Source organism: Rhodococcus sp. NPDC057297, assembly GCF_042667435.1.
GTDB lineage: Bacteria > Actinomycetota > Actinomycetes > Mycobacteriales > Mycobacteriaceae > Rhodococcoides.
Genome location: NZ_JBHUZE010000003.1, coordinates 346,004 through 369,272 on the forward strand (window position 1 = coordinate 346,004; position 23,269 = coordinate 369,272).

Below are 23,269 nucleotides of genomic sequence, written 5' to 3' on the forward strand. Positions count from 1 at the left end.
GCGTGCGTCCCGTCACGTGGCCGAACAGCGCGGCAGGTGCTGTGGCGATCCACAACCGAGGTTGACCGGTTCGTGGCGATTCGCCAGCTACCCTGGTTGCCATGACCGAACCGACTCGCGCAAAGGCCGCACGCCGTTCGCGGCGCAGTGCGAGCCAGTTGTTCATAGCTGCGTTGGTCGTCTTCGGCATCGCGGCGAGTGTGCTGCTGCTGTTCAGCGAGAACGTCCAATGGTTGCGGGTGGGCCTCGTCTCCGCGTTGTGGGCGGCAATCGTGGGCGCGTTCGCGATGACGAAGTATCGACGCGAAGCCGCGGCGGATCAGACGAAGGCCAAGGACCTGCAAACGGTGTACGAGCTCCAACTCGCGCGGGAAATCTCTGCCCGGCGGGAGTACGAGCTGGGCGTGGAAGCGCGGGTGCGTAGTGAAGTGCAGCTCGAGACCAGTGAGGTCGCGGCGCTGCGGGCCGAGCTCGCGCACTTGCGGGAGAACCTGCAGATGTTGTTCGACGGCAACCTTCCCACCGAGCGGGTAGCGCTCCGCGCCGAGGCGACGCGGGTGGCCGAGCTCGGCGGAGGCCGCAACTACGACGGGTACCAGCCGGCGCCGTCCGGGTTGTACATCCCCGGACGTACCGGCGCGAACGAGCCCGACTCCGCACTCAGGGATCCGCGAGGCGAGCGGCCCAGCTCTCCGGTGTCGCCGGTTCAAGGAATCGCCAACCCGTACGACGAACCCGTGACCGCGGAAACGTCGGTGCTCTACCCCGACGTGCCGATCGGCAGCGAAGTGCCACTCGGCTACACGCAAGCTCCCACCTCGCAAGCTTCCAGTCCTCAGGCTTTCAGTCCTCAGGCTTCCAGCGCCCGGGTTTCCAGTGCTGGGAATTCCGCGCAGTACGGTCGAGGTGACACGCGTGCTCCCGGCGGTGGCCGCCGGGTCCCGACGCCTCCCCGCGCCTCCGCTGCGCCGTCGGCGTACCCGGAGCCGTCACTCGAAGCAACGCCCGAAGCAACGCCCGAAGCAACGGCCGAAGCCGAGTACGCAGACGTGGTGCACGATTCTCCGGCCGAGGTCGTGGCAGAGCCGCAGTCGCAGCCCGATCTCGAGCCCCAGCCCGAGCCCGAGGTTCGGCAGGATCCGGAGCCCGAGAGCCCGTCCCAACAATGGGATCTTCCGGATCCCGAGCCGCGGGCACGCCGTAGGCGCCGGGCGGAACCAGAGGATGGGGACGGCGCCGGGGCGCACTCCAACGGTCGTTCGGTCGCGGAGATCATGGCAGGACTGCAATCGGGTACCGGCGAACCGAGCGAACGCAGGCACCGTCGTCGCGCCGACTGAGAAAACCGTGAAGTAGATCACGTAGATGCGCCGTGGCCGGTGCATGCCGTCTGAGGCTATTCTCTTGGACAGGACGTCTGGTACCCGCCGAGCGGGACTGGAACGAACGAGAGGAAGTAATCGGTGACCTCATCCGAGTTCACTGCTGATCCCGCACCTGCGCGTTTGGCGGTCGGCATCGTGTCCGCAGGTCGCGTCGGCACAGCGCTTGGCGAAGCTCTCGAGCGCGTCGGACACGTCGTCGTCGCCTGCTCTGCGGTGTCCGAGGATTCGGTGGATCGTGCGCGCACACGCCTTCCCGACACGCAGATTCTGCCGGTCGACGAGGTCGCCACCCGAGCCGAGTTGCTGATCCTCGCAGTCCCCGATTCTGAACTCGCCTCGCTCGCAACGGGTCTGGCGGCAACGGGCGTCGTGGCGCCGGGCAAGCTCGTCGTGCACACTTCCGGCGCCAACGGTGTGGGCATTCTGGCGCCGCTGTCCGCTCAGGGTGCTGTGCCACTGGCGATCCATCCAGCGATGACCTTCTCCGGACTCGCCGAGGACACGGACCGACTGGCCTCGGCGTGTTTCGGCATCACTGCGGCCGACGAGATCGGTTACGCGGTCGCGCAGGCGCTCGTACTCGAACTGGGCGGTGAACCGGTGCATGTCGCGGAGACGGAGCGAGCGCTGTATCACGCAGCTCTGGCGCACGGATCCAATCATCTCGTCACCCTCGTCGCCGACGCCGTCGACGCTCTGCATGTCGCTCTCGACGGCCCGGGATTCCCCGGTATGGACACCGAACCGGGTGTGCCGCAGCGTGTTCTTGCGCCGTTGCTGACCGCTGCGCTGGAGAATGCGCTCCGACGTGGACAGTCTGCGTTGACGGGGCCGGTCGCCCGCGGGGACCTGGGCGCAGTGCAGAAACATCTGAGCGTGCTGCGTGAGGTGGACCCGCGGATAGCCGAGGGGTACCGAGCCCTGTCGCTGCGGTCCGCGCAGAGAATCGGCGCACCCGCGCCATTGGTCGAGTTTTTGGAAGGCGAACGATGACACTGGCAGGTAGCTACAAGGCCGGGGAACTCACGGTCCACCACGATCCCGCTGTGATCACCTCGGTGTCCAAAGCTCTTCGCGCAGTGGGCAAAACTGTGTCGCTCGTGCCGACGATGGGTGCGTTGCACGCAGGTCACATCCACCTCGTCCGGCAGGCCAAGCTCACCGGAGCTGTCGTCATCGTGTCGATCTTCGTCAATCCTCTGCAGTTCGGGGCAGGGGAGGACCTGGACGCATACCCGCGCACGCTCGACGCCGACGTCGAGTTGCTTCGCGGGGAGGGGGTCGAGTTGGTGTTCGCACCCTCCTCGTCGGACATGTACCCGGCCGGTCCGCGCACCAGCGTGCATCCGGGCCCGCTCGGGGCGGAGCTGGAAGGCGCGTCTCGGCCGACACATTTCGCGGGCATGCTCACCGTGGTTGCGAAGTTGCTGCAGATCGCGGCGCCGCACGCCGCATACTTCGGCGAGAAGGATTACCAGCAGCTCGCTCTGATCCGTCAGATGGTTCGCGATCTGAACTTCGACGTGAAGATCTACGGCGTGCCGACGGTCCGCGAGCAGGACGGCCTCGCACTGTCCTCCCGCAATCGATATTTGGACTCCGCGCAACGAGACGCTGCGATGGTGCTCTCGGCCGCTCTGGTGGCCGGAGCGCACGCAGCGGCGGGTGGCGTGTCGGCGATCCTGTCGACCGCACGGGGTGTGCTGGACTCGGTCCCCGAGGTCGACGTGGACTACCTCGAGGTCCGCGGCGTGGACCTCGGGCCGGCCCCGGAACGAGGAGACGGGCGACTCCTCGTCGCCGCCAGAATCGGAACCACCCGCCTCATCGACAACGTCGGGGTTGCCGTGGGCACCGGCTTCCTCGAAGCAGGAGTGGAGCCTGCGGAACGACTCGATGAAGCAGGAGTGGAGCCTGCGGAACGACTCGATGAAGCAGGAGTGGAGCCTGCGGAACGACTCGATGAAGCAGGTGTGGAGCCTGCGGAACGAATTTCTCAAAGCTGAAGGGTGAAAACATGTTTCGTACAATGATGAAGTCCAAGATCCATCGCGCCACCGTCACGCATGCCGATCTGCACTACGTCGGCTCGGTCACGGTGGATCTGGATCTGATGGAGGCTGCCGATCTGCTGGAAGGTGAGCAGGTCACCATCGTCGACATCGACAACGGTGCGCGCCTCGAGACGTATGTGATCACCGGTGAGCGCGGCAGTGGCGTCATCGGAATCAACGGTGCGGCAGCTCATCTCGTCAACCCCGGTGATCTGGTCATTCTGATCGCTTATGGAGTGATGAACGAGCAGGAGTGCAAGGACTACGCGCCGCGGGTGGTCTTCGTCGACGGAAAGAACGTTCCCGTGGAGTTGGGCTCCGATCCTGCCCACGCGCCCGAGGGGTCCGGTCTGATCACTCCACGCACGCTGCGCGCCGACTCCGTGTTGGTCTAGCTGTGTTGCTCGCAGTCGACGTTCGCAATACCTCGACGACGCTCGGATTGTTCAGCGGAAGCGGCGATCACGCGACGCTGCACCGAGATTGGCGGGTGCGGACCGACGCCAACGTCACCGCCGACGAGCTCGCTCTGATGCTTCGTGGGCTGATCGGACCCGATGCCGACCAGATCACTGGAGTGTCGGCGTTGTCGACCGTGCCCTCGGTGCTGCGCGAGACACGCACGATGCTGGCCAGGTACTGGAAACATGTGCCGCACGTGGTGGTGGAACCCGGTGTGCGAACGGGAGTTCCGCTGTTGGTCGACAATCCCAAAGAGGTGGGTGCGGACCGTATCGTGAACACGCTCGCCGCGCACGATCTGTACGGGAGTGCCTGCATCGTGGTGGATTTCGGAACCACGACGTGCGTCGACGTCGTTTCGGCCAAGGGCGAGTTCCTCGGTGGTGCCATCGCGCCGGGTCTCGAGATCTCGACAGCGGCGATGTCGTCACGTTCCGCGGCGTTGCGTGAGGTGGAGTTGCTGCGACCGCGCTCCGTCGTCGGCAAGAACACCGTCGAATGTATGCAGGCCGGCGCGGTCTTCGGGTTCGCGGGCCTGGTCGACGGCCTGGTGAACCGGGTCCGGCGCGAACTGCCGGAGTTCGGGGGCAAGGAAGTCGCCGTCATCGGGACGGGGGAGAGTGCCCCGCTGATCATGGCGGAGAGTGCGTCCGTCGAGCACCACGAGCCGGACCTGACGCTCGAGGGACTGCGTTTGGTGTTCGAGCGAAATCTGGCGAAAAGACGGACCCGCTAGCGCAACTGGAATGGTTGTGTAAGAATCGTCGTCGTGATGATGTGCATGGGACCCCAGGAGTGTTGTCGAGGCTGACCGCTGCCTCGTTCAATTACCAATCCTGGAGAAGTTTCCATGCTTTCCACACCTGTCTTTTCTGGATCTGTGTCATCCACCTCTGCGCCCAACTTGACGCTGCCTACGCGGTTGCGCCCCCATGACCTGCTGCGCATCACCGATCAGGGTGCGTCCGATGTCCTGGAGGGACGCTTCGATCACCTGCTTCCGGCTGGTGGCATCTGGCCCACCGGTGAGCGCTGGTCGACGCGGTTGCACGCCGACGACGACGTGGACGTCTGGCTGATCAGTTGGGTGCCGGACCGCTCGACCGAGCTGCACGATCACGCTGGATCGCTCGGTGCGCTCACCGTGCTCAGCGGATCGCTCGTCGAATACCGTTGGGCTGGAGACGGACTGAAGCGTCGCCGGCTCGACGCCGGGGATCAGGCGTCCTTCCCGCTCGGGTGGGTTCACGATGTGATGCGCGCACCCGCATCGATCACCGGGCAGGAGCGGAGCCTGCGGAGTGACCCGATCACCGGGCAGGAGCGGAGCCTGCGGAGCGACCCGATGACTCCTCACCCGACACTGAGTGTCCATGCTTACTCACCGCCGCTGACCGCGATGTCCTACTACGAAGTGACCGACAGATCGGCACTCCGAAGAACCCGTACCGAGCTGACCGACGAGCCCGAAGGACCTTCGAAATGAGCAAGACCGTCGTCCAGATGCTCGACGAAGCACGAACTCGAATCGATCGGATGACCGTCTTCGAACTGCGTGACGCGGTCGAACGCGGCGCGATCGTCGTCGACATCCGTCCGCAGGCCCAACGTGCCGTCGAAGGGACGCTGCCCGGGGCGCTGGCCATCGAACGCAACGTGCTCGAGTGGCGTCTGGACCCCACCAGCGACGCTCGGTTGGTCGCGGCCGTGGATCACGACGTCGAGTGGATCGTGATCTGCTCGGAGGGGTACACGTCCTCGCTGGCTGCGGCGTCGCTGCAGGAGCTGGGGTTGCACAAGGCGACCGACCTCGTCGGCGGCTACCAAGCGCTCCAGTCAGCCGGATTGCTCGGTGTTCTGACGAAGGCGCGGCACTGCGTCCGTGAGGCCGAAGCCGTCACGGCGCACTGATTCTGTCTTTGTCGCACGCGCCGGATAAAGTGTGCTTCCGTGACTGACGCAGCTTCCCCCACCGCCGCCGTTCCAGAATCGTCGGACGCCCAAGAGCTGTCGGACACTCCGGAGCAGCTTCGGATTCGTCGTGCCAAGCGGGACCGTCTGCTCGAGCAGGGGCAAGAGGCGTATCCCGTGTCCGTGGACCGCACGCATTCGCTGCTGGAGATCAGGGAGCAATTCCCGAGCCTCGATGCCGATACCGCGACGGGCGAGTTGGTCGGCGTCGCCGGTCGCGTCATCTTCGTCCGCAACACAGGGAAACTGTGTTTTGCGACGCTGCAGGAGGGCGACGGCACCCAGCTCCAGGCGATGATCAGCCTCGCGGGAGTCGGGGAGGACGCGCTGGCCGCGTGGAAGTCGGACGTCGATCTCGGTGACTTCGTGTTCGTGCACGGTGAGGTCATCTCCAGTCGTCGCGGCGAGCTCAGTGTCATGGCCGACAAGTGGCAGATCGCGTCGAAGGCGTTGCGTCCGTTGCCGGTTGCGCACAAGGAGCTGAACGAGGAAACGCGGATCCGTCAGCGTTACCTCGATCTGATCACCCGTCCGGAAGCTCGTGAGGTCGCGCGCAAGCGCATCGCCGTCGTGCGTGAGCTCCGTAATGCGCTCGAACGCCGCGGGTTCCTCGAAGTCGAGACTCCGATGCTGCAGACGCTGCACGGCGGAGCGGCAGCACGCCCGTTCGTCACGCACTCCAACGCGCTGGACACGGACCTCTACCTGAGGATCGCGCCGGAGCTGTTCCTGAAGCGCTGTGTCGTCGGAGGTATCGAGAAGGTATTCGAGATCAACCGCAACTTCCGTAACGAGGGCGCGGACTCGTCGCACTCTCCGGAATTCGCGATGCTGGAGACCTACGAGGCCTACGGAACCTACGACGATTCGGCCCGGATGACGCGTGAGCTGATCCAGGAAGTTGCGCAGGCCGCACTCGGTACCCAGATCGTTCTGCTCCCCGACGGCTCCACGTACGACCTGAGTGGCGAGTGGACGACGCTCGAGATGTATCCGTCGCTCTCGGAGGCAATCGGCGTCACCGTCACCCCGGACACGACCGTCGACGAGCTGCTCGGTCTCGCCGCGAAGGTCGGCCTCGAGGTTCCGCGTAAGGACGGCAAGCCCATTTACGGCCACGGAAAGCTCGTGGAGGAGCTGTGGGAGCACCAGGTCGGCGACGGCCTGTCCGCGCCCACGTTCGTTCGTGATTTTCCGGTGGAGACGTCGCCGTTGACTCGCCAGCACCGGAGCAAGCCGGGTGTCACCGAGAAGTGGGACCTCTATGTCCGCGGGTTCGAACTGGCTACCGGATACTCCGAGCTCGTCGACCCGGTCATTCAGCGTGAGCGTTTCGAGGAACAGGCCCGCCAGGCCGCAGCCGGCGACGACGAAGCGATGGTGCTCGACGAGGACTTCCTGGCGGCGATGGAGCAGGGTATGCCGCCCACTACGGGCACGGGCATGGGAATCGACCGGCTCCTGATGGCGCTCACCGGCCTCGGCATTCGGGAGACCATCCTCTTCCCCATCGTGAAACCGCAGGCCTGAGTCCCTCGGCTGTTCGCCAGCAGCGGACAGAGAATCGGAAACGAATACGCATCGGCCCGCGTTAAGAACTGTAAGCAGGCACTTCAGTCACCCACAGCAACGCCGAGCGTTGATCCAAGGGGACCGAGGGTCGGCGAGTGAACGACCGGCCAACTACAGTGAGGCTGGAGGCGTGGACGTTCCAGTTGTCGGCGTCGAGCGCCTCCGATGCCGAGCGACCCCGTGTTACTAGATACTGTGGTGCTAGAAGACCTGGTGGGAAGTGCTACCTCCCACCGAGAAGTGAGGGAGAGCGATGTTCGAGAGGTTCACCGATCGCGCGCGGCGTGTTGTCGTCCTGGCTCAAGAAGAAGCCCGGATGCTCAACCACAACTACATCGGCACGGAGCACATCCTGCTCGGGCTCATCCACGAGGGTGAGGGCGTAGCGGCGAAGTCTCTGGAGTCGTTGGGTATCTCCCTTGAAGGAGTCCGCAGCCAGGTCGAGGAAATCATCGGTCAGGGCCAGCAGGCTCCGTCCGGTCATATTCCGTTCACCCCGCGCGCCAAGAAAGTCCTCGAGCTCAGCCTGCGTGAGGCTCTGCAGCTCGGTCACAACTACATCGGTACCGAGCACATTCTGCTCGGACTGATCCGCGAGGGTGAAGGCGTCGCCGCCCAGGTTCTGGTCAAGCTCGGTGCCGACCTCAACCGTGTGCGTCAGCAGGTCATCCAGCTACTGTCCGGTTACCAGGGCAAGGAGCCGTCGGAGTCCGGAAGCAGCCGTGGCGAGGCCGGTACGCCGTCCACGTCGCTGGTGCTCGACCAGTTCGGTCGTAACCTGACCCAGGCCGCACTCGAAGGCAAGCTCGACCCGGTCATCGGTCGCGCGAAGGAAATCGAGCGCGTCATGCAGGTCCTCAGCCGCCGTACCAAGAACAACCCTGTTCTGATCGGTGAGCCCGGTGTCGGTAAGACCGCCGTCGTCGAGGGTCTCGCGCAGGCCATCGTCAACGGCGAGGTCCCCGAGACCCTGAAGGACAAGCAGCTCTACACCCTCGACCTCGGGTCGCTGGTTGCAGGCAGCCGTTACCGCGGTGACTTCGAGGAGCGCCTGAAGAAGGTTCTCAAGGAGATCAACACTCGCGGCGACATCATCTTGTTCATCGACGAGCTGCACACGCTCGTCGGTGCAGGTGCCGCCGAGGGCGCTATCGACGCGGCCTCCATCCTCAAGCCCAAGCTTGCTCGTGGCGAGCTGCAGACCATCGGTGCGACCACCCTCGACGAGTACCGCAAGTACATCGAGAAGGATGCCGCCCTCGAGCGTCGTTTCCAGCCGGTCCAGGTCGGCGAGCCCACGGTCGAGCACACCATCGAGATCCTCAAGGGCCTGCGCGATCGTTACGAGGCACACCACCGTGTCTCCATCACCGACGGTGCACTCGTGGCGGCAGCAACCTTGGCGGACCGGTACATCAACGACCGGTTCCTGCCGGACAAGGCAATCGACCTCATCGACGAAGCGGGCGCGCGGATGCGCATCCGCCGGATGACCGCGCCGCCAGACCTGCGCGAGTTCGACGACAAGATCGCCGACGCGCGTCGCGAGAAGGAATCCGCCATCGACGCGCAGGACTTCGAGAAGGCTGCGAACCTGCGTGACAAGGAAAAGCAGCTGGTTCAGCAGCGTGCCGAGCGCGAGAAGCAGTGGCGTTCCGGTGACCTCGACGTCATCGCCGAGGTCGACGACGAGCAGATCGCCGAGGTCCTCGGAAACTGGACCGGTATCCCCGTCTTCAAGCTCACCGAGGAGGAGACCACCCGTCTGCTCCGCATGGAGGACGAGCTGCACAAGCGGATCATCGGTCAGGTCGAGGCCGTCAAGGCTGTTTCCAAGGCCATCCGTCGTACGCGTGCGGGTCTGAAGGACCCCAAGCGTCCGTCCGGCTCGTTCATCTTCGCCGGCCCGTCCGGTGTCGGTAAGACCGAGCTGTCGAAGGCACTGGCGAACTTCCTGTTCGGCGAGGACGATGCGCTCATCCAGATCGACATGGGCGAGTTCCACGACCGCTTCACCGCGTCGCGGCTCTTCGGTGCTCCTCCCGGATACGTCGGCTACGAAGAGGGCGGCCAGCTCACCGAGAAGGTTCGCCGCAAGCCGTTCTCCGTCGTGCTGTTCGACGAGATCGAGAAGGCACACCAGGAGATCTACAACACCCTCTTGCAGGTGCTCGAAGACGGTCGTCTCACCGACGGCCAGGGACGTACGGTCGACTTCAAGAACACCGTGCTGATCTTCACCTCGAACCTCGGTACCTCGGACATCTCGAAGGCAGTCGGCCTCGGCTTCTCCTCGGGTGAAGGCACCGGATCGAACTACGAGCGCATGAAGCTCAAGGTCAACGACGAGCTGAAGAAGCACTTCCGCCCGGAGTTCCTGAACCGTATCGATGACATCGTCGTGTTCCACCAGCTCACCAAGGACGAGATCATCCAGATGGTCGATCTCATGCTCAACCGTGTCGAAGGTGCGCTCAAGAACAAGGACATGGCCATCGAGGTCACCGAGAAGGCGAAGTCCCTGCTCGCCAAGCGCGGATTCGATCCGGTTCTGGGTGCGCGGCCGCTGCGTCGCACCATCCAGCGCGAGATCGAGGATCAGCTGTCGGAGAAGATCCTCTTCGGCGAGATCGAGCCCGGGCAGATCGTCCTGGTCGACGTGGAGAACTGGGACGGCGAAGGCGCAGGCGAGGACGCGAAGTTCACGTTCCGCGGCGAGAAGAAGGCCATCACTGTTCCCGACGAGGTTCCGGTCGACCTGGCCAAGGCCGCGGGCGACGACGACTAGTCTTTCCGCTACGACACACGGGCCGCACTCCTACCCGGGAGTGCGGCCCGTGTGCTGTCTGTCCGCTGCCTCGCGGGGTGCGATCACGTCGGGCGGCCGGCATGAATGGCACATGCCAACGGCTGGACGGTTGCCACGTGACATCGATGCCGGGGGGTGAGCCGGGGGTCGGCCGGGGGTAGGCAGGGGTGGGCCGGAATCAGCGCGCGAGAAGGCCCGCAATCCATGGCATGACGTCGCCGTAGGCGATCAAACCGCCGGGGGCGTGGTTGACGCCGGGCACCGGGACACGGGGGATCGGGTATTCGATGTAGGTGAGGTCGGTGAATCCGGCTGCTGTCCAACGATCTCGGAGTGTCCGACTCTGCTGGATCGGTACGGTGTCGTCGGAGACGGACTGTGACAGCAGAACAGGGGCGCTCGGAATCCCGTATCCGACGGTGTTCGCGCGCATCAACGATGCTGCGGGCTCTTGGGCGAGCCGTGTCGTGAGGGGGCGGCCGTCGGAGGTGAGGTCGGTCGACCGGAGAAGTCGGTTGGCGGCGATATCCGTCGAGCACCAGTTCTGTGATTGGTCGAGGAGGGCCTGACCGTTCGAATTCAATTGTGAGCGGAGCTGTTCTGCGTGTTCGGGGTGTGCGTTGATCAGTCCTCCAACCGCGTAGAGCAGTGCAGGTGCCAGCGGCGTGTTGTCGAGGTTGTCGATGTTGAGCGTCGGATCGGCCGGTGGCGCACCGACGTACGAGCCCCGGACGTCGAGTTCCGGTGCGTACGACGACGCCAGTTCTGCCGCGGCTCCCGCGGCGTGGCCGCCTTCGGAGTAGCCGAACAGGACGACAGGTGCGCCTGAGTCTGCGGCGCCGACCCGTGCGACGTCCAGCAGGGCGTGAGCTGCGTCGACTCGTTCGAGGTAGGTGTGCCCGCCCGGGGTTCCGAGGCCCACGTAGTCGGTGGCGGCGACGGCGTATCCGGCGAGGAGGAGCGGCAGGACAGCGGGGGAGGACCCGACGGTTCCCAGCACTGCCGAACCGGCGCATCGGTCGGCCATCCCGGATGTTCCCGGGGCGTAGGCGATCACGGGCCTCGGCCCTGGCCCCGGCCAGGGTGCGGTCGGTGTCATCGTGTATCCGGAGACTGCCGTCGGATGACCCTGAGTGTTCGTGGTGCGGTACAGAATTCGGTCGATATCCAGGCCGAGTCCGTCGCCGAGCGGTGGTCCGACGCGGATCGATCGGACTACTTCGCCGTCTGCCCGCGTGGCGATGTCGGGAACGGGTGCGGAGTAGAAGTCGGTGAGTGGATCGGCCTGAGCGGGGGCCGCCCCCAACGAGGTCACGAGGAGGGCGATGAGCACCGTGCACCGGATTCGAGTCACAGCCGTCACCGTAATGCGGACGGACCGAAGTCGCAGGCCAACGACGCGCCCATTCTTGCAAGCGAGAGGGGCGGCAGAACTTCGCACCCAACAGGTGAGGCGTACGCCATGGGCGATGCGCTTGACTGACGGGCGTGCCCCTCGACTCGAAGCCGGCCCGCGCCGGACTGGTGTTGTTCGTCCTGATCCTGGTCGCCGCCGTGGCGAACTTGAATCTTGCCGTTGCGAACGTGGCGTTGCCGGAGATCGGTCGGGACTTCGACGCGAGCCAGACGCAGCTCAACCTGATCGCCGTTGCCTATTCGCTCGGGCTGGCGGCGTCGGTGCTGTATCTCGGCGCGCTCGGTGACCGCTACGGCCGCAAGATGCTTCTGGTGCTGGGCATGGCGTTGTCGGTGCCTGCCTGTGTGATCGCTGGATTCGCGCCGAACTTCGAGGTGCTCTTCGGCGCACGACTTCTGGGCGGCGTGTCGGCGGGCCTGGCCTATCCGACGACGCTGGCCTTGATCACGGCGTTGTGGTCGGGGCCGGCGCGGACCAAGGCCATTGCACTGTGGTCCGCACTGGGCGGTGCCCTGTCCGCACTGGGGCCGCTGCTGTCCGGGGCGCTGCTCGAGAAATTTCACTGGGGTGCAGTGTTTCTCGTGACGCTTCCGCTGGCCGGACTGGCGTTGGTGCTGGCTGCCGTGCTCGTACCGTCCCATGTCAACGAGACCACCGACCCGGTGGACAACCTCGGCGGCATGGTGTCCGTGGTGTTCATCGCGGCGCTCGTGCTGAGCATCAACTTCGCGCCGGTCGACGGCAAAGGGACACTCGCGATCGGGCTAGGGGCGATAGCCCTGGCGGCGGGAGCGGTGTTCGTGCTGCGGCAGTCACGTGCCGAGTTCCCGCTGTACGACCTGTCCATCGCTCGCCGCAAGACCTTCTGGGCGGCAGCGCTCGCGGGCATCATCGTCTTCGGATCGCTCATGGGGGTCATCTTCGTCGGGCAGCAATTCCTGCAGAACGTGCTCGAGTACTCCACTCTGCAAGCTGGGGCGTCGACGCTTCCCGCGGCTGCCGCCATGGTTCTCGTCGCACCCCAGTCGGCGAAGCTGGTCGAGTCGAAGGGGTCGAGGTTCACGCTGCTGCTCGGCTACCTGTTCATCGTTCTCGGTCTCGTCGTCGCGTGGGCGACGTGGAAGGAGAACGTCTCGTACCTGTTCGTCGCGTTGAGCTACGTGATGCTCGGAATCGGCGTCGGGTTCGCCGGTACCCCGGCGTCGCGCTCGTTGACGGGGTCGGTGCCTGTCGATCGGGCAGGAATGGCGTCGGGAACGGCGGATCTGCAACGCGATCTGGGCGGCGCGATCATGCAGTCGACGCTCGGGGCCCTGCTGACGGCGGGCTATGCCGCGTCGTTGACGTCCGCGATCGCGAATTCGCCGCAGGCGAGCCAGGTAGGTACGGAGACTCAGTCGATCCTGACGAAGTCCTTCTCGTCCGCGGCCGACATGGCCGAGCGGTATCCGCAGTACGGCGATCAGATCATCGACGCCGCGAGGCAAGCGTTTCTCGACGGTGACCAACGGTCGTATGCGGCTGCGATCGCGGTCGTGGTCGTCGGTGCAGTCCTCGTGTTCTTCGCCTTCCCTGGTCACGACGAGGAGAAAAAGCTTCTGGCTCACTATCATTCCCAGGACAGCGAGAGTCGGCAGGAATGAATCGCTAGCCTGGAAGCGTGCGGCCCTGCCGTCCGGCCGGGCGCATGTCGAGAGGAGTCAGACGCTATGCCCACACGTACTTCGCGCACTGCATGGAACGGAACTCTGGAAGCCGGTTCGGGTCAGGTGGAGCTCACCAGTTCCGGTGCAGCAACGTTCGACGTCTCGTTTCCCAAGCGTGCTGCCGAGAACGCCGACGGCACAACCAGTCCGGAAGAGCTGATCGCTGCGGCGCACTCGTCGTGCTACGCAATGCAGCTGTCCGCCCTCATCGCGGAGGCGGGTGGCACGCCGCAGAGTCTCGAGGTCAAGGCCGAGGTCTCTCTCGGACCGGACGACCCAGGGTTCAAGCTGACGGGGATCGTGTTGACCGTTCGTGGTGAGGTCGACGGCCTCGACGCCGAGGGCTTCGCGAAGGCAGCGCAGGCCGCGAAGGAGACATGCCCGGTCAGCAAAGCTCTCACCGGTGTGGAGATCACCCTCGATGCGGCGCTCGAGTCCTGACGGCCGACTACAGAACGAAAACGGGCTGATCGCCCGAAATTGTGACCTGTCACTGCCGAAGTAAGGGAGGCTAGGTAACCTTCCAACCGTCGTGTCTGAGATCCTGGACAAGTCGAGCAATCCGACCGGCAAACGGCTTCGAATGTTGGTCGTACGCCTGACGCGATTCGAACAAACGGACACGACGGTGGTTGGGGACCCGGAAAGGACTCACTCGGGGCATGAGGTGGTCGAGTTTCCTGTCGGTAGGGCTGGTGGGTACCGGCGTCTACCTGTGGCTGCCGAGCGGGTTGCCCAAGATCTTGGTCTACGCGCTGATCACCGCCGCCTGCGTCACATTGTTCGCTTGCGTCAACAAGCATCGGATCCTCGCCAATCGAACCACCTGGTTCTTCCTGCTCATGGGCCTCGTGGCGTGGGGTCTGGGCGACCTGATCACTGCGGTGTACTTGCTGGACGGCCATACCGTGCCGATGGTGTCGCCGGCCGACGCTGCCTACCTCGTCGGACACGCGGCATTCATCGTCGGCGTACTGGCAATCCACGACGACACGGGCCACCGCGTTCTCCGGTTGGAGGATGCACTGGAGGGGCTGATCGTCGCCACCGGTGTAGGGCTGGCGGCGTGGATCTTCGTCGTCGGCAGCCGCCCCGACATTGCCCTCGGATTCGACGTTTTCGCCGAGTACTGGCCCGTGGTGGTCTACACGACCGCCGACGGGTTCGTCGTCTCGTTGCTCGTCATCCTGCTGTTGTCCAAGAGGGCGCGAACACTGCCGTTCGCGATGACGGCGACGGGGTTCGGGACGTTCGCGGTGTCGGCCTGGATCAACTTCGTCGCCGTCGAGAGGTTCGAGTTCCGCGACACGAGCGTGGTCAGCGCGGGGTGGCTCATCGGGTACATCCTCCTCACATCGGCAGCACTGTATCCGCCGCAGAGGCTCTGGACGGTGCCCGACGACCAACCGAGACGAGTCATCGAGCGCACACGTCTCGTCGGACTCAGCGCCGGAATCCTGATGTCGCCTGTGGTGATGGGCATCGAACTCGTGCGCGGCGTGCCGGTCTCCGAGTGGGGGTGGGTCGTGTTCGGCTCCTCGGTGCTCGCCGTCGTGCTGGTCGCGGCCCGCATGGCATGTTTCCTCGCGACGCTGCGCAGGCAGGCCGAAGCCTTGTCCATTGCCGCGGTGTCGGATCCAGTGACGGGGTTGGCCAACCGTCGCCACCTCGAAGAACTTCTCGACCGCTCACTCGCCGACGCCGGTACCTGCGGTGTCGTCGTGTTCGTCGTCGATATCGACCGCTTCGCTCAGATCAACGAGACCTTCGGCTATCCGGTCGGGGATCGCGTGCTCCGTGAGATCGGGCAGAGGTTGTCGGCGGCAGCGGCGAGCGATTCGGTCGTCGGGCGTCTCGGTGGCGATCAGTTCGTGGTGTCCATGGCCGCGGACCGGTTGGTCGTCTCCACCTCGGCGGCAGCGGATCATCTTCGCAGCGCAGTGAGCGAGACGATGTTCGTTCGCGACATCAACGTGGCTCTGGATGCGACGGTCGGCGTCGTCGAGTCCTCGAAGCTCGCCGTCGTCGACGCCGAGGCACTCCTCCAGCACGCCCACGTCGCGCTCACCTTCGCCAAGCACGGTCACGAACGCTCGTCGCTGTACAGCCCGGCGATGGACTCCGACCGCCACGACCAGATGCGCCTGCTCGGGGAACTCGAAACCGCCATTCGCGAGCGCCAACTGCGGGTGTTCTTTCAGCCGTGCATGAATCTGAAGACCGGCCGGATCTCGGGAGTCGAAGCGCTACTGCGGTGGCAGCATCCGCGCGAGGGCCTCATTTCGCCCTGGTCGTTCCTCCCCGACGCGGAGCGCTCCGGCTTGCTGCCCTCGATCACCGCCTACGTCCTCGACGACGCGCTGGAATGCTGCAGCACCCTCCGCCGATCCCGGTCGGACTTCCGTGTGTCCGTCAACCTCTCGGTCCGCAATCTTCTGGACGCCACTCTGGTGGAGAACGTGGCCACCGCCCTGCAGTCCCATGGGGTTCCTGCATCGGCGGTGCAGTTCGAGGTCACCGAGACCACGGCCATGACCGACCCGCGTCGTTCCGTGGATTCGCTCATCGCTCTAAGGGATCTGGGTGTCTCACTCGCCATCGACGATTACGGAACCGGCTACAGCTCGCTGGCCTACCTGAGATCGTTGCCGGTCCAGACCCTCAAGATCGACAAATCGTTCGTCACGGCCATGAACAGTCAACCGACCAATGCGTCGATCGTGCGGTCGACCATCGATCTCGGCCGTAGCCTGGGAATGACCGTCGTCGCGGAGGGCGTCGAGGACGCCAAGACTCTCGACCGGCTGCGTGCACTCGGATGTGACGGAGCACAAGGGTTCCACATCGGGCATCCGGTCCCCGAGGAAGAACTGGAGGCCTCGATCGAGCGCATCGAGCGTCTCGTCGAGGTCGGCCGACCGAGCTCCGAAGCACCACAGTCACGGCCCTCGCCATCGGCTTCTCGCGTTGCGAAAGCCATCGGATCGGCAGCGAATCGAAACTGAACATCGAGGAGCCACAGGTCCCGGACTGGGTGGCCGAATTCGCCGCGATTGCCGAACGTTCGCCCGACGCGATGTACCTGCGGGGCGCGGACGGTGATGTGGCGTACGTCAATTCGGCCGGGTGGCAGCTCATCGGGGCAGGGTCGACCGGCGTCGAGTTCCGGGAAGCGCTGCGCGTCGCCGACGATGTGGACCCGGTCCTGCGGGCGATCGGTGCAGGTGGAGTCTGGACCGGAGACAGTGTCCTGCGGAACGTGAGTTCCGGCGCCGACATCCCGGTCTGGGTATCGGCGTTCGTCGTCACGGGGCGACATGCTCGGACGCCCGTCGTGGCTGTCGTCGCACGTGACCTCCGGGGACGGTTCGACGTCGAGTGCCGCCTTCGAGAAGCCGTCGCGGACGCCGCTGCCCATGCACGCGAGCAGCGGACCGTCGCAGACCTGAGTCGAACCGCGTTGACTGCCGGTCGGTCTCGTATTCTCGGCGAGGCGACCGACGCTGCCGCGGCGCTCGCTGGGATGGAATGCGCCGTCATTTTCGAGCCCAGCTCTCCGGATCGCTCCGAGTTGCTGGCTGTGTCCTACTCCGGTCCGAGCTCCCCTCCGGCCTCGATTCCGTTGTCCCGCTTGTCTCATGCGGGACTTGCCTTGCGCTCCGGCGTTCCGGTCACGTGCGCGGACCGGGACTCTGAAACCAGATTCCCGACGGATTTCATGGTGGCACGAGGTGTGTGCAGCGGTGCCGCCGTGATCATCGAAGGATCGGATGAGCCGTGGGGTGTGCTCGCGGTGTACAGCGCGGAGGCCGGGGATTTCAGCGACGGGGAGCTGGCCTACCTGCAGACGGTCGCGGGTGTGGTGTCCGCGGCCATGCGCAGGCAGGACCTGGAGACGGAACTGCGTCGTCGGATAGCGCACGATCCGTTGACCGGTCTGGCGAACAGGGTGCTCGTGCGTCAGCGCATCGCAGACGTCCGGGTCAACGGAAATCCCTGTCCGATAGCGGTTCTGGTGGTCGATCTGGACAATTTCAAAATGATCAACGACACCCTCGGTCATGCGGTCGGTGACCGAGCGCTCCAGTTCGTGGCGACTCTTCTCGCCGATGCCGTCGATCCAGGGGACACCGTGTCCAGGTTCGGCGGCGACGAGTTCGTCATCCTCCACCTGGGACCCGATCCTGTGGGTGTTGCGATGCGCATCCTCGAGGGACTCGCGGTGTCGTTCGGTATCGACGGCTTCGACATCACCGTCGCGGCCAGTATCGGCATCGCGGTGGACGAGAACTACACCGCCGACGCCGACGACCTGTTCCGGCGCGCCGACTCGGCGATGTACACCGCGAAGAAGTCACGAACGACGGGGTACGCGGTGCACGGGCAGTCGGACCCACGGCACATCTCAGCGCTCGGGAGTCACGTCCAACACGACCTCGAATTCGAGCAGTGAGGCACCCGAGGCGACCGGCTTCGCGCGTTCACCGGAATGAGCGGCCCTGGCAGGTCCCGACGCCCACTGCTGAAAGGCGTCTTCGGTCTCCCACTGCGTGACGACGAAGTAGCGGTCCTCGCCTTTGGTGGGACGGAGAAGTTGGAAGCCGAGGAAGCCGGGTGAACCCTCGACGGCGCCTGCTCGTGCAGCGAAGCGCTTCTCCAGCTCGGGGCCAGCGCCCTCGGGAACCTCGATTGCGTTGATCTTGACGACAGCCATGACGCCAGATTACCTGCGCGGCTACCATCGTCTTCGATGCTGCACGACGAGGGTGGAGACGGCCCGCCGATACTGCTGCTGCACGGGCTCATGGGCAGCTCCGGGACATGGCGGCGCGCCCTTCCCTGGCTGCGAGCACTCGGCCATGTTCATACGTACGACGCTCCGGGGCACCGGCGTCCGCCGCCGTCGACGCCCACCACCGAAGCGTTCGTCGAGGATCTGGCCGCGCACGCCGAGACTCTGGGCGGGGCAGCGGTGATCGGCCACTCGATGGGCTCCCTGCACGGATGGTGCCTGGCCGCTGCCCGGCCGGAACTGGTGACGGCTCTCGTGGTCGAGGACATCGCGCCGGACTTTCGTGGCAGGACGGCCGACGCCTGGGCCGCGATGATCAGGAACTGGCCGCAGCCGTTTCCGACGGAGGCCGCCGTCCTCGACTACTTCGGGGAGGTGGCGGGACGATACTTCCTGGATTCGTTCGCTCGGCGAGCCGACGGGTGGTACCTGCACGGTGAGGTAGCGACGTTCGAGGCCATCTCGTCGGAATGGGGAAGGCGGGACTTCTGGGCGGAGTGGGAAGCCGTCGACGTGCCGTCGTTGCTTCTCGAAGGTGAGTTCGGAATCACACCCGACGGGCAGATGGCCGAGATGCACGCGCGGAACCCGAAGTCCGAGTACGTATTCGTGCCCGGCGCGACGCACTTGATTCACGACGAGTCACCGCAGACCTACCAGGAGGCGGTGACGAGCTTCCTGACCGCACTACGATGACGCGAATGTCGTCGGCGAAGCTCAACGGAATCGAAATCGACTACGAGGTCACGGGCTCCGGCCCCCTCGTGGTCCTGGTGATGGGAACCGGCAGCCCGGGGCGAGTGTGGAAAGCGCATCAGGTGCCCGCGCTGGTGACGGCCGGCTTCCAGGTCGTCACGTTCGACAACCGGGGGATCTCGCCCACGTTCGAGGCAGGCCGGCCCATGATGCTCGACGATCTCGTCGCCGACACGGCGGCGCTGATCGAGCATCTCGGGGGCATGCGGGCACGCGTCGTCGGTACGTCGATGGGGGCGCGCGTGACACAGGAGCTCGCGCTCGCCCGCCCCGACCTGGTCTCCCACGCCGTGATGATGGCGACGTACGGGCGGTCGTCGACGATGCAGAAAGCGTGGTCGCAGGCGGAACGCGATCTGTACGACGCCGGAATCACGCTCCCTGCGTCCTACCGTGCGGCGATGACAGCGATGAACAACTTTTCTCCCGCAACCCTGCGGAACGAGCAAGCGATCGCGGATTGGCTTGCCGTGCTGGAATTCTCGGCAGGGCAGCCGACTGCGGGCCGACGCGCACAGATCGGGCTGGAGATGCGCGCGGGCACCGAGCGGCTGACGGCGTATCGCAAGATCACCGCGAAATCGATGGTCATCGGATTCGCCGACGACCGACTGATCCCGGCACACCTCAGCCGTGAAGTGGCACAAGCAATTCCGGGAGCACGCTACGAGGAGATCCCGGACACCGGGCACTTCGGCTACCTCGAACGGCCCGACGTCGTCAACGCGGTCCTCGCGGATTTCCTCCGCTGATCAGCCTTCGCCCGCCAGACAGAACAGACCGGACTCGGTCTGTTCGACCAGACCGTCGAGCAGCAACGAATCCAATGCCCTGTCGCGCTGACCGGGATCGGTGAGCCAGACGATGTCCAACTGCGCACGTTCCACCGGGCCGGAACTCTCCCGCAGCACGGCCATCAGTTTTCCGCGGACCTGTCGGTCCGTGCCCACGAACTTCTGCACCTTCTTGGCCGGACCGGTGTAGGCCGGTCGTCCCGCGTCGATCCACGAACAATTCGGCAGTGGACACAGCAGACAGGCTGGGTTCTTCGCCGTGCAGATCAGCGCGCCGAGTTCCATCACCGCCGCCGAGTAACGCGCTGCGCGTGCCCTCGGCCGAGGGAGCAGGGCGTCGACATCCGCGAGATCACGCGTCGTCGACGGATTTCCCGGCTCCGCCTCGCCGTGCACAGCACGGGCGACGACACGACGAACGTTGGTGTCGACGACCGGGACTCGCTGGCCGTAGGCGAAACAGGCGACCGCACGTGCGGTGTACGCGCCGATGCCGGGCAGCCCCAGGAGAGTGTCGACGTCGGCGGGCACTACGTCACCGTGCTCGGACGCCAGGACCGACGCGCACTCGTGCAACCGCAGCGCCCGACGCGGATAGCCGAGCTTGCCCCAGGCCCGCAGAACCTCGGCTTGCGATGACGCCGCCATCTTCGACGGAACGGGCCACTTCCGAACCCATTCCTCCCAGATCGGCGCGACTCGTGACACCGGAGTCTGTTGGAGCATGATCTCGCTCATCAGTATCTGCCAGGCAGTCACGCCGGGCCGACGCCACGGCAGATCCCGTTCCTCGGCATCGAACCAGTTCAGCAGCGCTGTCGTATCGATGGGCACCTGTTCTCATCAGCCTTTCGTCCGCGCGACGGTCCGGTCGACGGACGGGCCGACGAGGGAACCTGACTCGCCGGTAGTCGGCGATCCATGCACAATGACGTACATGCCTGCCTCCAACCCAGCATCAGCATGGAAGTCTCTCAAAGAGGGTAACGAGCGTTTCGTCGCCGGCGCCCCCCTGCATCCCAGTCAGGGTATCGAGGACCGCACCCGACTCGCCGACGGTCAGAGCCCCCGCGCAATCCTGTTCGGCTGTGCGGACTCTCGCGTCGCCGCAGAAATCATCTTCGATCAGGGTCTCGGTGACATGTTCGTCGTCCGTACCGCAGGTCACACCGTCGACTCGTCGGTGCTCGGTTCGATCGAGTACGGCGTCGCAGTGCTCGGCGCGCACCTCATCGTCGTCCTCGGCCACGACAAGTGCGGCGCAGTCAGGGCCACCACCGACGCACTCGATTCCGGTGACATCCCCGGCGGTTACATCCGCGACGTCGTCGAGCGCGTCACGCCGTCGGTCCTGTCGGCCAGGCGCGACGGATACACCGACGTCGACGATTTCATGGCCCGCCACGTCGAGGAAACGGGCAATCTGCTCATGCAGCGGTCCCGAATCATCGCGGAAAAAGTCGAATCGGGCGAAGCCGCCATCGTCGGACTGACCTACAAGTTGTCGGAGGGAAGTGCCCGGTTGCGAGAGGTCATCGGCGACATCGGCGAGAAGCCCTGACGGCAAATACCCAGGTCCGACGCGACACGCCGTATGTGCTTGCGGGATGGCTGAGCTACCGCCAATTACGGTAGTTCTGTGTTGCAACCAACCGGGCCGCTGCCTCCCGAAATCTATTGGCGTCGTCGCGCACTCGCCATCGGTGCCGCCGTCGTCGTGCTCGGTTTGATCGTGTGGTTCATCAGCTCGCTCGGTGGTGGTGACGACGATCAGCAGACCCAGCCTGCGGGTGTCGTGTCGAGCGCAAGCCCGTCGACCACGACCCCGTCGTCGACGAGCTCGCAGCAGCAGGCATCCGCATCGGACGGCGGCTCGGGTGGATCCGGTGGTTCGGGTGGATCCGGCGGCTCCGGCGGCGGCACTCCCGCGTCATCGGGCGCCTCGGGAACTTCCGCAGCTCCCGCGGCGGATCTCCCGGTCGCCACCAATCAGTGCGCGGATCAGAGCCTCGCGATCAAGGCGACGCCGGACAAGGCGACGTACCGAATCGGCGAAGAGCCCGGATTCACCGTCGTCATCACCAACATCAGCTCGACGGAATGCCAACGCGACGTCGGTGCCGGTCTGCAGCAGGCCCTGGTGTTCACCCTCGACGATCAGCGGATCTGGTCCAACACCGACTGCTTCCCGGACGCCCAGTCGGATCTGCGGTCCTTCAAGCCGGGTGAGCAGGCAGGGTTCACGGTCAAGTGGTCGGGAACCAATTCGGTTCCCGGTTGCGGTGAGGAACGCGTCCCCGTCGGTGCCGGTTCCTACAAGGTGATCGCTCAGCTCGGTGAACTGCGCAGCTCACCGGAGCCGTTCAACATCACCACGTAGACGTCAGTCGAACGGCCCGGCGATGGAGGATTCGGCCAGCCGCGACAGGCCTTCTCGAATGTGCCGGGCCCAGAGGCCACCGATGCCCTCGACCGATTGCAGGTCGGCGGCAGTGGCCGCGAGAAGCCCCTGCAGTGTGCCGAAGGATGCGACCAGGCGGTGGATCTGGCTGAACTGCAGACGCGGTACTCGCGTCAGCACTCGGTAGCCGCGCGGGCTCATCGGAGTGTCGAGGGCCTCGATCGTCGCGGGGTAGCCGAACGCACGCGCCAACGTCGTCAGGTCGAGAAGATCGACGTCGGTCAGCTTGTCCAGAGCGCCGAGGGCACGCTCGACAGCTGCCGTGCCTGCAGGTTCCGTGCCTGCCAGGTAGTCCCGAACGACGAGTTGACGGTCGATGTCGTTGTCTCCGAGCAGCTCTTCCAGCTGCAGGGCCAATTGCCTTCCGTCCGTGCCGAGTTCGAGAACGTTCTGTTCGATCTCCACCGACACGCGTCGCACCATCTCGAGCCTCTGTGCGACGGTCAACGCGTCCCGCAGCGTCACGAAATCCTCGATCTCGACTACCGACAGTTGCCGGGTGTTGTCGTCGAGACGTGCTTTGTAGCGTTCGAGTGTCGCGACGGCCTGGTTGGCGCGCGATTGAATTGTCGCGGACCCTTCGACGACATGCCGGATACCGGCGACGTAGACGCTGACGATGCTCATCGACTGGCTGACGGAGACGACCGGGTAGCCGGTCTGCATCGCGGTTCGCTCCGCCGCGCGGTGCCGGGTACCGGATTCCACGGTCGGGATCTTGTGATCGGGGACCAGCTGAACGTTGGATCGTACGATCCGCTTACCGTCGGTGGACAACACGACGGCACCGTCCATCTTCGACAGTTCCCGCAGCCTCGTCGGCGCGAACTCGACGTCCAGTTCGAACCCGCCGTCGCAGATGGCTTCCACTTCGTCGTCGTACCCGAGCACGATCAGCCCGCCGGTACGGCCCCTCAGGATGCGTTCGAGCCCGTCACGCAGCGCAGTGCCGGGGGCAAGGCGGGCAATGGTCTCCCGGAGCACGGGGGACGTCGGCTCGCCGCGTGTCGAGTCGGTCATGCTCATCCCCTCGTCGATGTCGGCGTTCACGGATGCAGGGGTGATGCGTGTCCTGCAGGGAAGAGGTTAC

The 23,269-nt window shown here is 65.2% G+C and carries 21 protein-coding genes; 17 read left to right on the forward strand and 4 right to left on the reverse strand.

Going from position 1 to position 23,269, the window contains the following annotated elements; translation table 11 throughout:
- Positions 1-101: 101 nt before the first annotated feature.
- The 9 genes from ACFULT_RS11590 to ACFULT_RS11630 all read left to right on the forward strand — a co-directional run bounded on the left by ACFULT_RS11590 (position 102) and on the right by ACFULT_RS11630 (position 10,232).
- Complete coding sequence (locus ACFULT_RS11590) at positions 102-1,340, forward strand: DUF6779 domain-containing protein (protein ID WP_378481513.1); 1,239 nt, start codon at positions 102-104, stop codon at positions 1,338-1,340.
- Between the two features lie 123 nt (positions 1,341-1,463).
- Complete coding sequence (locus ACFULT_RS11595) at positions 1,464-2,378, forward strand: Rossmann-like and DUF2520 domain-containing protein (RefSeq protein WP_378481514.1); 915 nt, start codon at positions 1,464-1,466, stop codon at positions 2,376-2,378.
- The gene (panC, locus tag ACFULT_RS11600) at positions 2,375-3,391 is read left to right on the forward strand and encodes a pantoate--beta-alanine ligase (RefSeq protein ID WP_378481515.1); all 1,017 of its coding nucleotides are present in this window, start codon (positions 2,375-2,377) and stop codon (positions 3,389-3,391) included. Before ACFULT_RS11595 ends, panC begins: the two co-directional genes overlap by 4 nt.
- 11 nt (positions 3,392-3,402) lie before the next feature.
- Positions 3,403-3,834: an aspartate 1-decarboxylase gene (gene panD, locus ACFULT_RS11605; protein ID WP_037112429.1), complete on the forward strand. Its 432-nt coding sequence runs from the start codon at positions 3,403-3,405 to the stop codon at positions 3,832-3,834.
- Between the two features lie 2 nt (positions 3,835-3,836).
- Positions 3,837-4,637, forward strand: coding sequence for a type III pantothenate kinase (locus ACFULT_RS11610; RefSeq protein ID WP_037112428.1), 801 nt, complete (start codon positions 3,837-3,839; stop codon positions 4,635-4,637).
- A gap of 114 nt (positions 4,638-4,751) precedes the next feature.
- The gene (locus tag ACFULT_RS11615) at positions 4,752-5,387 is read left to right on the forward strand and encodes a cysteine dioxygenase (protein WP_378481516.1); all 636 of its coding nucleotides are present in this window, start codon (positions 4,752-4,754) and stop codon (positions 5,385-5,387) included.
- Positions 5,384-5,812, forward strand: a complete 429-nt coding sequence (locus tag ACFULT_RS11620) for a rhodanese-like domain-containing protein (protein ID WP_037112423.1) — start codon at positions 5,384-5,386, stop codon at positions 5,810-5,812. The genes ACFULT_RS11615 and ACFULT_RS11620 overlap by 4 nt, the downstream gene beginning before the upstream one ends.
- A gap of 39 nt (positions 5,813-5,851) precedes the next feature.
- Positions 5,852-7,402, forward strand: coding sequence for a lysine--tRNA ligase (gene lysS / locus ACFULT_RS11625; RefSeq protein WP_378481517.1), 1,551 nt, complete (start codon positions 5,852-5,854; stop codon positions 7,400-7,402).
- Between the two features lie 295 nt (positions 7,403-7,697).
- Positions 7,698-10,232: an ATP-dependent Clp protease ATP-binding subunit gene (locus ACFULT_RS11630; RefSeq protein ID WP_037112420.1), complete on the forward strand. Its 2,535-nt coding sequence runs from the start codon at positions 7,698-7,700 to the stop codon at positions 10,230-10,232.
- A 199-nt stretch (positions 10,233-10,431) separates the two neighbouring features.
- Here ACFULT_RS11630 and ACFULT_RS11635 read toward each other — a convergent pair whose 3' ends face one another.
- Positions 10,432-11,607, reverse strand: a complete 1,176-nt coding sequence (locus tag ACFULT_RS11635; RefSeq protein WP_378481518.1) for a lipase family protein — start codon at positions 11,605-11,607, stop codon at positions 10,432-10,434.
- Positions 11,608-11,741: 134 nt separating this feature from the next.
- Between ACFULT_RS11635 and ACFULT_RS11640 the strand changes: the two genes are divergently transcribed.
- The 4 genes from ACFULT_RS11640 (at position 11,742) to ACFULT_RS11655 (ending at position 17,829) form a co-directional block, all read left to right on the forward strand.
- Positions 11,742-13,313, forward strand: a complete 1,572-nt coding sequence (locus ACFULT_RS11640; protein ID WP_378481519.1) for an MFS transporter — start codon at positions 11,742-11,744, stop codon at positions 13,311-13,313.
- Between the two features lie 66 nt (positions 13,314-13,379).
- A complete protein-coding gene (locus tag ACFULT_RS11645) occupies positions 13,380-13,817 on the forward strand; it encodes an OsmC family peroxiredoxin (RefSeq protein WP_378481520.1) in 438 nt (145 codons plus the stop codon).
- Positions 13,818-14,038: 221 nt separating this feature from the next.
- Positions 14,039-16,381, forward strand: a complete 2,343-nt coding sequence (locus tag ACFULT_RS11650) for a putative bifunctional diguanylate cyclase/phosphodiesterase (RefSeq protein WP_378481521.1) — start codon at positions 14,039-14,041, stop codon at positions 16,379-16,381.
- Positions 16,382-16,410: 29 nt separating this feature from the next.
- Entirely contained in the window at positions 16,411-17,829 is a 1,419-nt protein-coding gene (locus ACFULT_RS11655; protein WP_094720588.1) for a sensor domain-containing diguanylate cyclase, read from the forward strand.
- Here ACFULT_RS11655 and mhuD read toward each other — a convergent pair.
- The gene (gene mhuD, locus ACFULT_RS11660; protein WP_037112412.1) at positions 17,782-18,090 is read right to left on the reverse strand and encodes a mycobilin-forming heme oxygenase MhuD; all 309 of its coding nucleotides are present in this window, start codon (positions 18,088-18,090) and stop codon (positions 17,782-17,784) included. The two genes, ACFULT_RS11655 and mhuD, sit on opposite strands and share 48 nt — an antisense overlap.
- Positions 18,091-18,126: 36 nt before the next feature.
- On the opposite strand from mhuD, the gene ACFULT_RS11665 reads away from it, so the two are divergent.
- Both ACFULT_RS11665 and ACFULT_RS11670 read left to right on the forward strand, forming a co-directional pair.
- Complete coding sequence (locus ACFULT_RS11665; RefSeq protein WP_037112411.1) at positions 18,127-18,864, forward strand: alpha/beta fold hydrolase; 738 nt, start codon at positions 18,127-18,129, stop codon at positions 18,862-18,864.
- 5 nt (positions 18,865-18,869) lie between these two features.
- Positions 18,870-19,676, forward strand: coding sequence for an alpha/beta fold hydrolase (locus ACFULT_RS11670; protein WP_037112475.1), 807 nt, complete (start codon positions 18,870-18,872; stop codon positions 19,674-19,676).
- Here the strand turns inward: ACFULT_RS11670 and ACFULT_RS11675 are convergent, their stop codons facing one another.
- Positions 19,677-20,552 (reverse strand): A/G-specific adenine glycosylase, encoded by an 876-nt coding sequence (locus tag ACFULT_RS11675; protein WP_378481522.1) that lies wholly within the window; start codon positions 20,550-20,552, stop codon positions 19,677-19,679.
- A gap of 103 nt (positions 20,553-20,655) precedes the next feature.
- Here ACFULT_RS11675 and ACFULT_RS11680 point away from each other — a divergent pair, with 103 nt between their 5' ends.
- Both ACFULT_RS11680 and ACFULT_RS11685 read left to right on the forward strand, forming a co-directional pair.
- Positions 20,656-21,279, forward strand: a complete 624-nt coding sequence (locus tag ACFULT_RS11680; RefSeq protein WP_037112472.1) for a carbonic anhydrase — start codon at positions 20,656-20,658, stop codon at positions 21,277-21,279.
- 78 nt (positions 21,280-21,357) lie between these two features.
- Complete coding sequence (locus tag ACFULT_RS11685) at positions 21,358-22,098, forward strand: hypothetical protein (protein WP_378481523.1); 741 nt, start codon at positions 21,358-21,360, stop codon at positions 22,096-22,098.
- Positions 22,099-22,101: 3 nt separating this feature from the next.
- On the opposite strand, the gene disA is transcribed toward ACFULT_RS11685, so the two are convergent.
- Positions 22,102-23,199 (reverse strand): DNA integrity scanning diadenylate cyclase DisA, encoded by a 1,098-nt coding sequence (gene disA, locus ACFULT_RS11690; RefSeq protein ID WP_019663080.1) that lies wholly within the window; start codon positions 23,197-23,199, stop codon positions 22,102-22,104.
- Positions 23,200-23,269: the final 70 nt, after the last annotated feature.

Bases quoted from the DNA above. Each gene is read 5' to 3' on its own strand.
- ACFULT_RS11615 (WP_378481516.1), top strand. From the start codon at position 4,752: ATGCTTTCCACACCTGTCTTTTCTGGATCTGTGTCATCCACCTCTGCG.
- ACFULT_RS11645 (WP_378481520.1), top strand. From the start codon at position 13,380: ATGCCCACACGTACTTCGCGCACTGCATGGAACGGAACTCTGGAAGCC.
- ACFULT_RS11680 (WP_037112472.1), top strand. From the start codon at position 20,656: ATGCCTGCCTCCAACCCAGCATCAGCATGGAAGTCTCTCAAAGAGGGT.
- ACFULT_RS11670 (WP_037112475.1), top strand. From the start codon at position 18,870: ATGTCGTCGGCGAAGCTCAACGGAATCGAAATCGACTACGAGGTCACG.
- ACFULT_RS11665 (WP_037112411.1), top strand. From the start codon at position 18,127: ATGCTGCACGACGAGGGTGGAGACGGCCCGCCGATACTGCTGCTGCAC.
- ACFULT_RS11650 (WP_378481521.1), top strand. From the start codon at position 14,039: ATGAGGTGGTCGAGTTTCCTGTCGGTAGGGCTGGTGGGTACCGGCGTC.
- mhuD (WP_037112412.1), bottom strand. From the start codon at position 18,090: ATGGCTGTCGTCAAGATCAACGCAATCGAGGTTCCCGAGGGCGCTGGC.
- ACFULT_RS11630 (WP_037112420.1), top strand. From the start codon at position 7,698: ATGTTCGAGAGGTTCACCGATCGCGCGCGGCGTGTTGTCGTCCTGGCT.
- ACFULT_RS11590 (WP_378481513.1), top strand. From the start codon at position 102: ATGACCGAACCGACTCGCGCAAAGGCCGCACGCCGTTCGCGGCGCAGT.
- disA (WP_019663080.1), bottom strand. From the start codon at position 23,199: ATGACCGACTCGACACGCGGCGAGCCGACGTCCCCCGTGCTCCGGGAG.
- panC (WP_378481515.1), top strand. From the start codon at position 2,375: ATGACACTGGCAGGTAGCTACAAGGCCGGGGAACTCACGGTCCACCAC.
- ACFULT_RS11620 (WP_037112423.1), top strand. From the start codon at position 5,384: ATGAGCAAGACCGTCGTCCAGATGCTCGACGAAGCACGAACTCGAATC.
- panD (WP_037112429.1), top strand. From the start codon at position 3,403: ATGTTTCGTACAATGATGAAGTCCAAGATCCATCGCGCCACCGTCACG.